This is a genomic window from Ruegeria sp. CDSA034 (assembly GCF_059612275.1).
The window spans coordinates 1-14257 of sequence record NZ_JBXWQH010000007.1; the positions used below are offsets into that span (position 1 = coordinate 1).

A 14257-nucleotide genomic window follows, 5' to 3' on the forward strand; every position below is an offset into this window, starting at 1 on the left:
GTGGCAACCACCACCACGCACAAAACCCTGCGCGGTCCGCGTGGCGGCATGATCCTGACCAATGATGAAGATATCGCAAAGAAAGTGAATTCGGCGATCTTCCCCGGCATTCAGGGCGGCCCGCTGATGCACGTGATCGCGGCCAAGGCAGTCGCCTTTGGCGAGGCGCTGCAGCCTGCGTTCAAGGATTACATCAAGCAGGTCGTCGTGAATGCACAGGCGCTGTCAGACCAGCTGATCAAGGGTGGTCTGGACACGGTGACCCACGGCACCGACACCCATGTGGTGCTGGTCGATCTACGACCCAAGGGCGTGACCGGCAACATTGTCGACAAGGCTCTGGGCCGGGCGCACATCACCTGCAACAAGAACGGCGTGCCGTTTGATCCGGAAAAACCGACCATCACCTCGGGCATCCGTCTGGGCTCCCCCGCCGGCACCACCCGCGGCTTTGGCGAGATCGAATTCCGCCAAATCGCCGACTGGATCATCGAAGTCGTCGACGGTCTGGCCGCCAATGGCGAAGACGGCAATGGCGCGGTTGAAGCCAAGGTCAAAGCCGAGGTTGCAGAGCTTTGCGCTAAATTCCCGATCTATCCAAACCTGTAAGACGAAGGATCCCAAAACCATGAGCTTTCACAACATCGACCAAGCCCCCGCACGCCTGAACCGCAGCGAGCTGGCCGTTCCGGGCAGCCAGCCCGGAATGTTCGAAAAGGCAGCGAAATCGGATGTGGACGTTATCTTCCTTGATCTGGAAGACGCTGTCGCGCCTGATGAAAAGGAACAGGCGCGCAAGAACATCATCGAAGCGCTGAACGATATCGACTGGGGCAACAAGACCATGTCGGTGCGGATCAACGGGCTGGACACGCACTACATGTACCGCGATGTGGTGGATGTGGTCGAACAGGCCGGTGATCGCCTGGACCTGATCATGGTCCCCAAGGTTGGAACCGCAGCTGACGTATATGCAGTCGACATGCTGGTGACGCAGATCGAGGACGCCAAAGGTTACAAGAAACGGATCGGATTCGAACACATCATCGAAACCGCGCTTGGCATGCAGAACGTCAGCGAGATTGCGGCCGCATCCAAACGCAACGAAAGCCTGCATTTCGGGGTCGCCGACTATGCGGCATCGACCCGTGCCCGGACCACAATCATCGGCGGTGTAAACCCCGACTATTCCGTTCTGACCGATGCGGATGCAGATGGCGGACGCATGACGCATTGGGGCGATATGTGGCACTATGCGCTAGCCCGCATGGTTGTCGCCGCCCGAGCCAACGGCCTGCGCCCGATCGACGGGCCCTTCGGTGACTTTCAGGATCCAGACGGGTATCGCGCGGCAGCGAAACGCGCGGCCGTACTGGGATGTGAAGGAAAATGGGCTATCCACCCCAGCCAGATTGTCCTGGCCAATGAGGTCATGTCGCCATCAGATGCCGAAGTCACCAAAGCACAGCGCATACTCGTAGCCATGTCCGAGGCTGAATCGGCTGGCAAAGGCGCTGTGTCTCTGGATGGTCGCCTGATCGACTATGCCTCGATCCGTCAGGCCGAAGTACTGGTCGAAAAGGCTAGTCAAATCGCAGCGGCATAAGCATCTGTATTACAAGCATTCCTTGGCGCGGGGTCTTTTGGGCCCCGCGATTGGGTCTTAACGTCTCGTGGTCTACATATTATCGCCGCGACCGGCACCTTGGATTTGCGCGCGGACTTGCACCTTGCTTTCAATCTGATGATCGGTTCAAACTAAGCCCTCGCCAGTTGATTTACAGCTGCCCCAAAGACTGACCGGCTCTTGCAAAAAAGGGCTAACGTGCTGGCAAAGAACAACAAGAACTCATCGAATGTTAGCACCTACAGACAGATCAAAGACTGAACAGCGAATAACATTCGAGATCTTCGTGCAGGCCGAGTTTGCGTATCTTGAGCTGTCATCCATCATTGCAGTTTTGCAGACGGCAAATGATGTTCTCAACCGCGATCTTTTTCGGTGGCAGATTTCGTCGGACACGCCCGGTCTGGTGTCCAGCAGTTCAGACCTGATTGTGCGGGCAACGCCTGCCATCTCTGACCAGTATCTGAGCGATTGCCTGTGTGTTGTGGGCGGTCAGTTGGGAGATGTCAGCACATGGCTGCGACGCGTCCGGGCAATGCAAAAACACAAACGACCAGTTGCCTTGTTTTCGGACGCGGCACGCGAATACATCAAGGCGACAGTGCAACAATCCGGGCCGGTCACGGCACATTGGCGCGACATTGGTTTGCTGCGTGAGATAGGGGATTATCCCATGCTTTCTGAGAGTCTTGTTGCCCGAAATGGAGCAGTGTTGACTTGCGCCGGGCACGGTCATACCGCCGAGGCGATCATCGGCATTCTGGCCGAGGTTCTTGAGCCTCAAGATAGGGCTGAACTGGCCTGTCAATTGATGCTGAACGACGTTCGGGGCCACGCGCAAGAGCAACCCAAAGGTCTGAGCGCGAACCCGAATTTCCTGGAAAAGCGGCTGCAAAACGCGATCCGCATCATGGAAGAAAACACCGAACACCCGTTGCCAACGGCCAGCCTTGCCCGCCGCGTGGGCGTATCTACCCGGCAGTTAGAGCGTCAGTTCATGCTGCACCTGAGCACGTCGCCCGGAAAATTTTATAGAAAGATCAGGTTGAAAAAAGCGTTTACTCTGGTCTCGAACTCGCAAATGCCGATTATTGACATCGCCATAGCCTGCGGTTTTGCGTCAACCTCTACGCTTGCCCAGACATTCAAGGCCGAATACGGCAAAACACCAAAACAACTGCGGCGCACGGAGTGACCATTATACGGCCACTGGAATTCCTGGCAGGTTATGCTGAGGGGCGAAGGGTCTTATCTGCATCGCAAAGGCGGTAGACATTCACTTTCCTTGAACGTCCTTTGACCGTGAATTCGCCGCAGTCGATCAGATGAAAAGCCGGGCTGATCAGGCGCGCTGTGGCATCGCTGATCAAAATTCTGGTTTGCTCGTCACTTGGCAGCTCGCCTACAAGGGTCTCGATCCGGGCGCAGGTGTTCACCGTGTCGCCGATCACCGTGTAATTCATCCTGTCGACGGCCCCGATATTGCCGACAATCAGCGGCCCGGTGTGCACCGCGATTTTGACGCCGTACTCGACGCCAGCCTCAGCCAGAGATCGCTTGATTGCCATTGCAGCCCGGCAGGCGCGTTCGGCATGGTCCGTCTGGTCCTGGGGCGCGCCCCAGAACGCCATCGCGGCGTCGCCGATGTATTTGTCGAGCGTTCCGCCCTCGGCTTCTATACAGCGGTTCAGGATCTCGAAATGCCGGTTCAGCATTGCTGCCGTGGCTTGTGGCGTCATGGCCTCGGATGCGGGTGTGAACCCCACGATGTCGGCAAACATGACGGTCAGTTCGACTTCGCGCGGCAACACAAGGTTAGGGTCTCCGGTCTTTAGCATTTGCCGTACAAGGGTTCGGGGCAAATAAGTTTGAAACCAGCGCAGCCCGTCGAGCATCTTGTTGAAGGCCACAGCCTGAAGGTTCAGTTCAGAGACCCGAGAGGGGGGCAGGTGGTCGATTTGGTTCAGATTCAGCTCGCTGATTTTGATGGCTTCTTCGGTCGACCTGTGAATGGGTGCCGCCAATCGTCTGGCCAACACAAGCGCCGCAATGACCGAAGCGATCAGTAAACCAAGACTGACCAGGGCGGCATCACTCAGCCGGGACCATTGGTTGCTCCAATCGCTCAGTGGAGAATACTGCCCGATCACCCACGGCTCAGATCCGAAGCCGCTGACGATGCTTGTCAAAACCAGGTGTTCTCCGTCCAGCGCCTCGACCACATATCCGACAAATGTTCCATCGTTGCCCTGAAACTCGGGTGGCTGCATCAGCATTTGTGAGATGACCGCGTCATCAAGTGCTGCGACCGAATGCAAGGGGGCGTTTGAACTTAACGTGTTTGCAGACAGGTTCAGCAATTTGGGATGGGCCAGAACGCGGTTGTCACCGTACAGAACAAAACCGGTTGCCCCGTATTTCCCGCTTAACTCGTCGACCAGGCCCGAGAAATGGTGAACGGTAGAAGAAACGAGCACGGCCCCGAGAAAAATACCGTCTTTATAGGCAGGTACAGTCGCTGAGATATGTGTCCGGCCCTGGTCAAAGAAGGGTTCGTTCCAGACCAAACCATCATAGCCTTTAACATCTTTAAGATACTGAAGCGTGCCTGCAGCCGGAGGCTCGTATGACGTTATTAAACGTGGCCCCTCAACATCCGTGATATGTGTTGAAATGAACAGACTGCCGTCAGGATACACGATGGCAAGATCTGTCAGATATGGGACCGAAGCCACCACGCCTTTGAAGTAGGCTTTCAGAAAATCGGTGTCGTGCAGATCGACTTCACCCGTGCTTGCGTCTTCTTGTAGGGATTGCGCCAGTTCCTCGATCGGTGTCGTCAGGCTAAAGATATCGTCTTCGATGGATTCGACGATCATCGCGGCAGACGTATTCAACAGTTCCGTCGTGTTCTGAAAATTGGCATAAGTCGAAACCAACAGAACTGCGCCAGCCGATATTGCCACCAGTCCGCCAATGGTCAGCGCCAGCAGAGTAGAAATCCGGATTTTTAACCTTGTCTGGCGGTTGCTTTGCGCCCGGGCGCTTTTGTCGATCACGCCAGTGTGCTGCGTATGCTTGTCTTCGTTGACCATCTTTGAACGATATTTAGCTTGGCGACCCGTTACAACGTCTCGTTGACGTCTGAGACGGGATCGCCGCTAGCCAAGATACGCACGCAGGCTTGGCGGCGGGTTGTCAAAGAGTTCCGTTGTCTGAACGGGGGCATGCACCGTTTCGTCTGTAACAAGTACGGTTTGGTCGGCAATACGGCGTGCATCCTGCGGATCGTGGCTGACCATCAACAGGGTCGTTTGGGTTTCGGCCACCAGATCGGCCACCAAATCCAGCATCTCGGCTTTCAAGGCTGGCCCAAGGGCGGCAAACGGTTCGTCCAAAAGCAACAGTTCGCGCCGCTGCACAAGTACGCGGGCCAGGGCAACCCGGCTTTGCTGTCCTCCGGACAGTTCCGAGGGTTTGCGCGCGCCCATACCATGCAAAGAAACCCGGCCCAGAGCGGACTGAACCTGTGCACCCTCGTCTGCGGACAACCGACCGTTTGGGCGCAGGCCCAGGGCGATGTTTTGTTCAGCCGTCAGATGCGGAAACAGGTTTCCGTCTTGAAACAGCATCGCCATAGGGCGCTTGCCGGGATGCAAGTTGGAAATCTGCTGACCACCCCAAAAGATCTGACCCTTTTTCAGATCCCGAAATCCAGCGATAGTCTCCAACAATGTGGACTTGCCCGCCCCGGACGGGCCGACAATGGCAATGCTGTTGCCAACCTCGATCTGGATATCGGCGTTTAGGGTGAAATTCCCGTTTTCAATCACGCAGTCGTCAAGCTTCAGCATGCCAGCGCCCTCCTCGGTCCAATAGCCAGAATGCGCCCATGGACAGCAGCAACAGCAGTAATGCCCCGCCGGCAGCAGCCTGCATCTGATAGGCACCCATCAAGCGGTAGATTTGCAAGGGCAGGGTCGCGATCTGCGGATCGGCGAACAGAGCGATCACACCCAGATCACCCATTGACAGAGCCGCCCCAAGACCAGCGGCGAACCCAATCTGCGGACGCATGCGCGGTAGCAAGATGCGCGTGAAAAACGTCCATTTTGTCATATCCAATGAAAGCGCGAGACGTCCGTGCCTGGCGGTTATGTCGCGCGCGGCGGGGACCAGAATGCGTAAAGCAAAGGGCAGGGCCATCGCAGCATTTACCAAAGCAGTGACAGGCAGAGCCAATGTCGTCGGGTTTGCCAAAGGCCGGATTAAGATGAACAGGCCCGTACCGATGACCAATGGTGATGCCGCCAAACCCAAAATGCCACTGAGTTCCACAAGCCCGTACCGGCCGCTCGCGACGGCGGTGGCCATAGGCAAAGCTAGCAATAGTAGGACTGCAGTACTTGCCGCAGCAACAAGGACCGAGATCAGCGCAGCCCGAAAAACGATTGCGGGCAAGTCAAACAACCCGGCAACTCCCGAAATTACGACCGATGCTAAAGGCAGTAGCAAAAAGACGGCCGCTGCGACGATCCAGAATACATCTATCGTCGGCGCACCCCCATCCCAGCGGCGCAAGGCGCGATCGAGACCTGTTCCAAAACCGTCCCCGCGCGAAAACTTCAGCGCCACCAAAGCGGTCGCAGCTGTCAGGGCAAGTTGCAGGGCGGATAACAGGGCGGCGCGACCCAAGTCGAAATCGTAGGTAAAAGCCTGATAGATTGCCAGTTCGATTGTTGTAGCCCGTGGCCCTCCGCCCAAGGTCAGGGCGACGGCGAAGCTGGTCAGGCAGATGGCGAAGATTACCGCCAGAACCCCGGGCAGGGTCCGTTTGAGCATGGGCATCTCGATCAGTCGAAACATGGCCATACCATTGCAGCCCAGTTGTGCGGCCATGCGAAACCGTTCTGCCGGAATTTCCTGCCAGGCTTGCAACACAAGGCGTGTGGCCAGGGGTAGGTTGAAGAAAACATGCGCCAGTACGACCCCATGCAAGCCGTAGATGCGTATGGGCGGCAGGCCGAAAATGCCAAGGAAGTCCGAGATCCATCCCGACCGGCCAAAGACTTGCAGCAGACCCAGAATGGCAACGATGACCGGCAGGATGAAGGGCGCACCCAAAAGCGCAATTAAAGCCCGTCGGCCGGGGAACCTCCGACGTGCCAAAGCCCGCGCAACCGGCACGGCCAACACCACGCTGAACAATGCGGACAGCGTGGCCTGGGTCAGCGTGAAGCGCAGCGCAGCCCAGTCAGCGGGACTGAACCCGCCGCTGGTTTCAGCACGCAGTGCAACCGCCGTAAGAGTGCCCAGGATTAGCGCGGCGACCAGAGCTGCCGCACCGATACCGGGCCATGGGCTTACTGGCTGAGCGCGTTCTGCCATTCTGCCAGGGCCTGATCCCGCACGGCGGCGGCTTCATCGGGGGAGAACAGCAGCGACTTTGCCGGCACTGTCAGGGTGTCGAACCCTGCAGGCAAACCTTCTGCCGGGGTTACGGCCGGGTACATCCAGTTGGTTGTCGGTATAATTTGCTGGAACGCATCCGAGACCATGAACTGCAAAAACTGATCCGCCAATTCGGCCTGATCCGTCGCGGCCAGCTTTGCCGCAACCTCAACTTGCAGATAGTTGCCCTCGTCAAAAGCGGACGCAGCCTTGCTGCCATCGTCCTCGGCAATCAGGTGATAGGCCGGAGATGTCGTATAGCTGAGAACCATGTCCGACTCGCCCTCAAGGAACAGGCCGTACGCTTCGGACCAGCCTTTTGTGACCGTCACGATATTGTCGGAAAGACCAGTCCAGATTTCGGGTGCATCATCACCATACGCCGCTTTAACCCACATCAGCAGACCCAGACCGGGCGTGGACGAGCGAGGGTCCTGGATGATGATTTTGGTGTCGCTGTCCGCCAGCTCCCGGAAGTTCGCAGGCGCGGTCGCATCCGCTTTGTGAACGAAGGCGAAGTAGCCCCAGTCATACGGTGTGAACGTGTCATCGGTCCATTCGATCGGCAGCGCGAAGTCGGCAGAAACGGAATTGGGCGCAAACAGGCCGGTTTCCCGGGCCGCTGCAATCAGGTTGGTATCCAGACCAAGCACGACGTCGGCGTCAGAGTTTTCACCCTCAAGCCGGACACGCGACAAAAGTGCGGCACCATCTTCGACGCCCACGAGGTTCAGCTCGCAGTCGCAGACCGCTTCAAAAGCTTCTTTGACCTGCGGGCCGGGGCCCCAGTCGGATACAAAGCTGTCATAGGTGTAAACGGTAAGCTGAGGCTTGTCGGCGGCGATGGCCGTAGTTGCACTCAGAAGTCCCGCAGCAATTAGCAGATGTTTCATGTCATCCTCCATTGCGGCGAGAGGGTAAGGATGGATGAAACCGAAACCCTTCCCTCCGCCGGTTCTAGCCGGTTCAGGTTCTACGGGTTCGCTTTATAAGCATCTCAGCGCGGCAGGCCGTGCTCCCCGAGGTGAGGCCGTCACTAGGGGGGATTGGCCAGAAAGACAACAAAATTCGGTGCCTCAGAGCGGTGCGTGTCGTATGCGGGCAAGTAAACCTGTCCGGCGTCCGACGCCCTTTGAACCTGTATTGCGTTTGGTTCAAAGGGCCATAGGGTCAGAAGTAACGCAGCCAAATATAAACGTTCGCGATCATCAGGGTCAGGATCATGATCGGGAATGCAATTTTGGCGAAGGCGATGAAGCCGATGGGCTGCTTGGCCTTTTCCGCAAAAGCAGCCACCGTAAGGTTGGCGCTTGCCCCCAACAATGTGCCGTTGCCGCCCAGACAGGCCCCAAGCGCCAGCGACCACCAAAGGGGTTCAATCGCGTCTTCGCCGCCAAATGTATCCGCGGTGGATTCGATCAGAGGGATCATCGTTGCCACAAACGGGATGTTGTCCAGAATGGCCGACAGGATGCCAGAGGCCCAGAAGATGAAGAACGCGGTCCACATCATGTCGCCTTGGGTCAGCTCCAGCACTTTCTCACCAAAGAATGCCAAGAGGCCAACATGTTCAACACCGGCAACAATGACGAACAGCCCACCGAAGAAAAAGATTGTGACCCATTCAACTTCACCAAAAATGTGGTGAACCGACTCGGATTGTTCTTCACCGCTTTGGTGGCCATAGGCCAGCAGCATCAACAGGCCTGCACCGGCTAACGCTGACGTACCCGGCTGAATGCCGTAGCTGTGTCCCAGCGTGAACCCCAGCAAAACCAGAGCCAAAACGGCCAGAGACTTGATCATCAAAACAACATCAGTAACCGCTTCGGATTCGTTGAACCCCATAATCCGATCGCTGGCCGATTTCGGAATGCGGGCAAGTTCCTTGCGGTTCATAAGGTAAATGATGCCGGTCAGGACAACCAGACATATGGCCGAGATAGGCGCCAGGTTCACCACGAAATCGTTGAAGCTCAGCCCTGCGGCCGAGCCAATGATGATGTTGGGCGGGTCACCAATCAGCGTCGCTGTTCCGCCCACATTCGAGGCCAGGATCTCGGCGACAAAGAACGGGAACACACGCGTTTCCAGGGCTTCAGTGATCAGCAGCGTAATCGGGGCGATCAGCAAAACGGTCGTTACGTTGTCCAGCAGGGCCGAGAACACCGCCGTAATCAGCGTCAGCATGATGAGGATGCCGGTTGGATTGGCTTTCACCGCTTTTGCGGCCTTGATCGCTACGTATTGGAACAATCCGCATTTGCTGGTGATCCCCACGATGACCATCATGCCGATAAGCAGTGCCAGAGTGTTGGCGTCCACACCCGCCACGGCCTGTTCCTGATTGATGATGCCAAACAGGACCATCAGGGACGCGCCTAGCATCGTCAAAATGGCGCGGTTGACCTTTTCTGTGATCAGGACCGCATAAACCAAAATCAGAATTCCGGTCGCGATCCAAAGCGGATCAATGCCCAATAGTTGTGGAACAGAGAGAGCGGCCTCTCCGTGTGACGTCGAATGCGTAGCCAAGGTTTTAGTCCGGTTTGTATAGGGTTAGCTGAGTGCGCGATCCAAAAGCGAGTTAGCGCTTACGGTGCCAACAAAACGGTTGGTTTCGGGCTCAACAAGGATCACGTGCCGTTTGTATTTGTAGATCAGGAAGATACCTTCCATCACTGGCGTGTCGGGTGCAGCAACGGGGATGTTCGAGGGCCTCGACATGTTGTCGCGAACCTTTTCGGTCTTCAGTCGCTCCATCTGTTGTTCGAAATCTTCCCGCGTCAGGTTCATGAAGCTGAGCGAGTCGATCGCGACGCGCGACGCATCATCATTCAGACCGATTGTCGCCGCTTTCGGCAGGATCAGTTTCAGCAGCGTTGGGGCAGTAAAGACACCAACATACGTTCCGTCTTCGGCCACGACAGGCAGAAACCGTGCCCGGCTGCCTCTGATGATGTTGAAAGCCGTGGCGATGCTTTCATCCGGCAGAATGGTCTTTTGTACCTCAGGCGGTACCATCACGTCATAGCAGGTTAGGCCCATGCTTTTCCTCTGACTTCACGCGGCTATCGGGTGAAACGCCATCCAACAGCCACAGGGCACGCCCTTTTTCGGCTTGTTAAAGCGTGTCAGGGCGAATCAAAATTTGTTGATGCGCACTGATTCCATTGCCGGGCGGAATTGACCAGCCCGGTAATGAAATTAAGTCGATATCCTTCTGTTATTCGCCATGTAGGCCAATAACAGAAGGTTGGTTTCAGCTTGGGTTTGCGTCAGCGGCGTTTTGTGCCTCAGCTTGCGTTTCCGAAACAACCGGTTTTGCCTTCGAAGCGTGGAAAGCCGTAATAGCTCAAGCGCGGGTCAGCTGTAATTCGGTGCGCGTTTTTGCAGTTTGGCCGCAACGCTTTCGGCGAAGTCCGGGGATTGTAGCTGCGCGGCAAAAATCTTGATTTCCGCGGCCATGTGTCCGGCCACTTCGTCACGCTGATTGCGGATCAGGGCCTTTGACTGTTTGAGCGCTACCGGGGATGAGGCTGCAATGGCTTTGGCGATCTCCTGGACTTCGTTCATCAACTCATCGTCGGCAAAGACGCGCGCGACCAACCCGTGGTTCAGGGCCTCGGATGCCGTCAGAACCCGCCCCGCCAGCAAGACGTCATTGGCGACAGCCATACCGAGGGACGCTGGCAACAACATCGAAGAACCGGCCTCGGGCACAAGACCCAGTTGGACAAATGGAGCGCTGAATGTAGCGCTGTTCGCGGAATAGACCAGATCGCAGTGCAGCAGCATGGTCAGGCCAACACCAATTGCAGAACCGTTGACCGCGGCGATCAGGGGTTTCGGACAATCCCGGATCGCATTCAGGAACCGAATAATCGGATTTTCAGCGTCACCCGCCGGAAGACCACCTGTCATAAAATCCTGCAGGTCATTCCCGGCTGTGAACATATCGCCTTCACCAGTGATGACCAGCGCCCGGGCTTGATCGGTTTGACCGTATTCTTCGATGGCTTCAGCTATCGCGGTATACATGGCAAAAGTGATCGCGTTTTTCTTGTCTGTGCGAGAAATCGTGACTGTGGTGACGCGATCCTGAGTGCTGACGATGATATGTTCGCTCATGGCGTTATTCCTTGGATGTCCGGCGGAATTTGTGCCGCGTCGGCTGTGGGTTTCCTGCATGTGGGCAAGTTCGTATGCGGGCAAATAGCCTGCGTCAACAAATCAGGGCGGTTACCTCACGTCGCCGGGCGAGTGTGCCAGACTGATCCCCACTGCTGAATTCAGTGGTGCCTTAACTTTGCAGCGCAGTTACGAATTTTTATTACATCTGGTGGAGATCTACGTCTTTTTGCGTAAGCTATCCGGTAACCCCGCCGCAAAGGGATCGGCGACATGCTCATCCTGATGAGGGTCTCCGACTTTAAATCCATCGCCGTCATTTCTACTGAACAAGCGCCCTCAGGAATAGGCGCTTTCCGCCGGGCAATCCGTTTTCGGTCAGAGTTTTTGAATTTCTTATGCTCTCCAAAAAGGCTATCCATTTATAAAACCCTGTTTCAAGCCCTGCTCAGGATAACAGGAAGGGAGGGTCGAAGATGCGTGATGTCTTAAACTTGGATTTGTATCCACTGGACCAGCCGGGCAGCACGGCCTGGCACAGCCTGATCGAACGCTGCAAAGCCGATCTTTCTGAGAATGGACTATTTAACCTGCCTGGCTTTGTTCGCGACAGTGCGCTGGAATCGGCGGTGTCTGAGCTGCAACCGGTTTTTGCCGAAGAGGCTTTTGTCCACGCGCGGCGGCACAACATCTATTTCAGGACGTCTATCGAGGGCCTCGGCAGCGACCATCCGGCCCTGACCCAATTTGAGACGTCTAACAGAACGATTTGTGCCGATCAGTTGGGGCAGGCCATTGTGATCCGCCTCTACGATTGGCCGCCATTTGCGCAGTTTCTGGCTGCGGTCATGAAAAAGCCAAAGCTTTTTGTGATGGATGATCCGCTGGCCCGCGTGAACGTCATGGCTTACTCAGCCGGGCAGGCCCTGAACTGGCATTTCGACAGGTCCGAATTCACCACAACGCTGCTGTTGCAAGCGCCGTCTGCGGGATGTGAATTTGAGTACGAAAAAGACCTGCGTAGTGATGACAACCCGAATTACGATGGGGTGGCTGAATTGCTGGAAGGCCGGCGCAAGCCCACGCTCATGAAACTGCAGCCGGGGACTTTGAACATCTTCAAAGGCAAAAACACGGCGCACCGCGTCTCGCCTGTTCAAGGCGACCGCGACCGTATGATTGCCGTGTTTTCCTTTTATGATCGGCCAAACGTTCAGTTCACACACGAAGAACGCATCGGGTTTTACGGGCGCGCGTCGTGAGCCGGGATTGCGCATGCCTGACCCGTAACTAGTGTCCGGATCGTTGATCCCGACACCGCTACAGCCTCTGACTGCGTCGTTCTGTTGGGAACTCTAGAAGAAATCTGGCTGAGTTTCCAAACGGGCGAATGCCGCGAGCACCGAAACGAAAAAACCAAGTTTCCGAGAAACCTTTGTGCCCCCGGCGATGTTCAGCCCGCTCTGGATTTCCATGCCAAAACGGGCTGCCCTGTCAGGTCATAGGCATTCCGCCAATGTTTTTGCGATGTTCCGGATCATTTGCGGGTACAGCTTAGCCCCGGGTTCAAGATCAGAACCTAGTGGATCTATCACACCGGTATTCGCTTCGGTTCCGACCAAGACAGTGGCGACGATGCCTGGGTTGAATTGCGGCTCTGACAGAACACAATTGATCCCTTCTTCGCGAATGCGCCCCTGAATCTCAGAAATCCGCGCCGGGCTTGGATCTGACGCGTCACTAAGCGAAATCGCACCCGACGCGGGGAAGTCGAAGGCGTTCTCGAAATAATGATAAGCATCGTGGAAAACGATGAAGTTACTGCCGCGTACAGGTTCCAGAGTGGCACTCACTTCAGCAGAAAGGGATGCCATCTCTTCGCGGGCAGCCGCCGCGTTTGCGAAATATGCACCCGCATTTTCCGGGTCCGCTGCGGAAAGCTGCGCGGCAATCACGTTCAGCCAGGTGTCGGCGTTTTTGGGCGAAAGCCAGGCATGCGGATCATGATCGCCATGCGCGTGGTCATGGTGGTCGTCGTGTTCAGCATGATCCTCGTGACCATGATCGTCATGGTCCTCCTCTTCAGCGTGATCTTCATCGCCATGATCATGCGCTTCAAACAGCGCGTTCTCGCGGAAATCCAGTAGGACGGTGCCATCCGTTTCGAGCAGGGGGGTGACTGTCGCTCCGTTGGTCAGGTTCTCGACTGCGCCTTCCATCCATGGGGTCAGGTCCTCGCCCATCCAGAATACCAAATCCGCATTCTGCAGGGCAGCCGCCTCGGAAGGGCGGAGGTTGTATTCATGCGGGGACGCGCCGACTTGTACGATCAGGTTCGGTGCGCCAACACCTTCCATCACGCGCGCCACCAATGAGTGCACCGGAGCAATATCAACGGCAACATTTGGGACATCGGCCATCGCTGTGCCCCCCATCAACGCAGCCGTGACCGAAACAGGAAGAAGCTTTCTGGACATCAAACCCTCTATGTGATTTTATAACGTTGCGAGTGGCATATATGATATGGAATAACATGACAAGTGAGATGAGACCTGCACCTGCTGAAGACTCCGCCCTTGTCGGATTCCAAAAGCACGACCACGCGCACTGCGTCGAAAGTAGCCTGACCGTTGCCGAGACCCGGTGCAAAGAAGAAGGTCTGCGGCTGACTCCCGTGCGGCGCAAGGTTTTGGAGATGCTGCTGCAGGAACATCGGGCCTTGGGTGCTTATACAATTCTTGATCGATTGCGCGACGAAGGCTTCGGATCGCAGCCACCAGTGGCTTACCGCGCCCTCGATTTTCTTGTCGAGAACGGGTTTGTCCACAAAATCGAACGGTTGAACGCATTTGTCGCCTGCGCACATCCCGGGGCAACGCATTCTCCGGCCTTCATGATTTGCAGGAAATGTGATGCTGTGGCCGAAACACATTCAACACCCGCGAAGGGAGAGCTGGGCGCAGCCGCGCGGGCAGTGGGTTTCGAGATCGAGCGGACCGTTGTAGAAGCCGAAGGCGTTTGCCCCGACTGCACCAAAAAGGCGTAGAA

Annotated in this window: 13 protein-coding genes and 1 riboswitch; of the genes, 5 read left to right on the forward strand and 8 right to left on the reverse strand. The window is 56.3% G+C overall.

From position 1 onward, the window contains the following. The 3 genes from AC2FLJ_RS12930 to AC2FLJ_RS12940 all read left to right on the forward strand — a co-directional run. The coding region (locus tag AC2FLJ_RS12930; RefSeq protein WP_496706124.1) for a PLP-dependent aminotransferase family protein at positions 1-609 on the forward strand (609 nt) is incomplete at its 5' end. Positions 610-628: 19 nt separating this feature from the next. Beyond that, positions 629-1606, forward strand: coding sequence for an HpcH/HpaI aldolase/citrate lyase family protein (locus AC2FLJ_RS12935; protein ID WP_282119228.1), 978 nt, complete (start codon positions 629-631; stop codon positions 1604-1606). Positions 1607-1856: 250 nt separating this feature from the next. Beyond that, positions 1857-2822, forward strand: a complete 966-nt coding sequence (locus AC2FLJ_RS12940; protein WP_282169647.1) for a GlxA family transcriptional regulator — start codon at positions 1857-1859, stop codon at positions 2820-2822. A 31-nt stretch (positions 2823-2853) separates the two neighbouring features. Here the strand turns inward: AC2FLJ_RS12940 and AC2FLJ_RS12945 are convergent, their stop codons facing one another. From AC2FLJ_RS12945 to AC2FLJ_RS12975, 7 genes are all read right to left on the reverse strand, one after another. Further along, positions 2854-4686, reverse strand: a complete 1833-nt coding sequence (locus tag AC2FLJ_RS12945) for an adenylate/guanylate cyclase domain-containing protein (RefSeq protein ID WP_496706126.1) — start codon at positions 4684-4686, stop codon at positions 2854-2856. Between the two features lie 102 nt (positions 4687-4788). Next, positions 4789-5481: a thiamine ABC transporter ATP-binding protein gene (locus AC2FLJ_RS12950; protein WP_496698098.1), complete on the reverse strand. Its 693-nt coding sequence runs from the start codon at positions 5479-5481 to the stop codon at positions 4789-4791. After that, positions 5468-7015: a thiamine/thiamine pyrophosphate ABC transporter permease ThiP gene (locus AC2FLJ_RS12955; RefSeq protein WP_496706129.1), complete on the reverse strand. Its 1548-nt coding sequence runs from the start codon at positions 7013-7015 to the stop codon at positions 5468-5470. The genes AC2FLJ_RS12950 and AC2FLJ_RS12955 overlap by 14 nt, the downstream gene beginning before the upstream one ends. After that, entirely contained in the window at positions 6991-7971 is a 981-nt protein-coding gene (gene thiB / locus AC2FLJ_RS12960; protein ID WP_496706131.1) for a thiamine ABC transporter substrate binding subunit, read from the reverse strand. Before thiB ends, AC2FLJ_RS12955 begins: the two co-directional genes overlap by 25 nt. Before the next feature lie 33 nt (positions 7972-8004). Next, positions 8005-8110: riboswitch (TPP riboswitch) on the reverse strand. Between the two features lie 138 nt (positions 8111-8248). Further along, positions 8249-9613 (reverse strand): ArsB/NhaD family transporter, encoded by a 1365-nt coding sequence (locus AC2FLJ_RS12965; RefSeq protein ID WP_113788495.1) that lies wholly within the window; start codon positions 9611-9613, stop codon positions 8249-8251. 24 nt (positions 9614-9637) lie between these two features. Continuing rightward, positions 9638-10126 carry a CBS domain-containing protein gene (locus AC2FLJ_RS12970; RefSeq protein ID WP_496706134.1) on the reverse strand — a complete coding sequence of 163 codons (489 nt, stop codon included), beginning with the start codon at positions 10124-10126 and terminating at the stop codon, positions 9638-9640. A gap of 318 nt (positions 10127-10444) precedes the next feature. Further along, complete coding sequence (locus tag AC2FLJ_RS12975; protein ID WP_496706136.1) at positions 10445-11209, reverse strand: enoyl-CoA hydratase; 765 nt, start codon at positions 11207-11209, stop codon at positions 10445-10447. A 476-nt stretch (positions 11210-11685) separates the two neighbouring features. Here AC2FLJ_RS12975 and AC2FLJ_RS12980 point away from each other — a divergent pair, with 476 nt between their 5' ends. Then, complete coding sequence (locus AC2FLJ_RS12980) at positions 11686-12471, forward strand: HalD/BesD family halogenase (RefSeq protein ID WP_496706138.1); 786 nt, start codon at positions 11686-11688, stop codon at positions 12469-12471. 237 nt (positions 12472-12708) lie between these two features. On the opposite strand, the gene AC2FLJ_RS12985 is transcribed toward AC2FLJ_RS12980, so the two are convergent. Continuing rightward, positions 12709-13686, reverse strand: coding sequence for a zinc ABC transporter substrate-binding protein (locus AC2FLJ_RS12985; RefSeq protein WP_496706140.1), 978 nt, complete (start codon positions 13684-13686; stop codon positions 12709-12711). Between the two features lie 56 nt (positions 13687-13742). On the opposite strand from AC2FLJ_RS12985, the gene AC2FLJ_RS12990 reads away from it, so the two are divergent. Continuing rightward, a complete protein-coding gene (locus tag AC2FLJ_RS12990; protein ID WP_496706142.1) occupies positions 13743-14255 on the forward strand; it encodes a Fur family transcriptional regulator in 513 nt (170 codons plus the stop codon). The last annotated feature ends 2 nt before the right edge of the window (positions 14256-14257 follow it).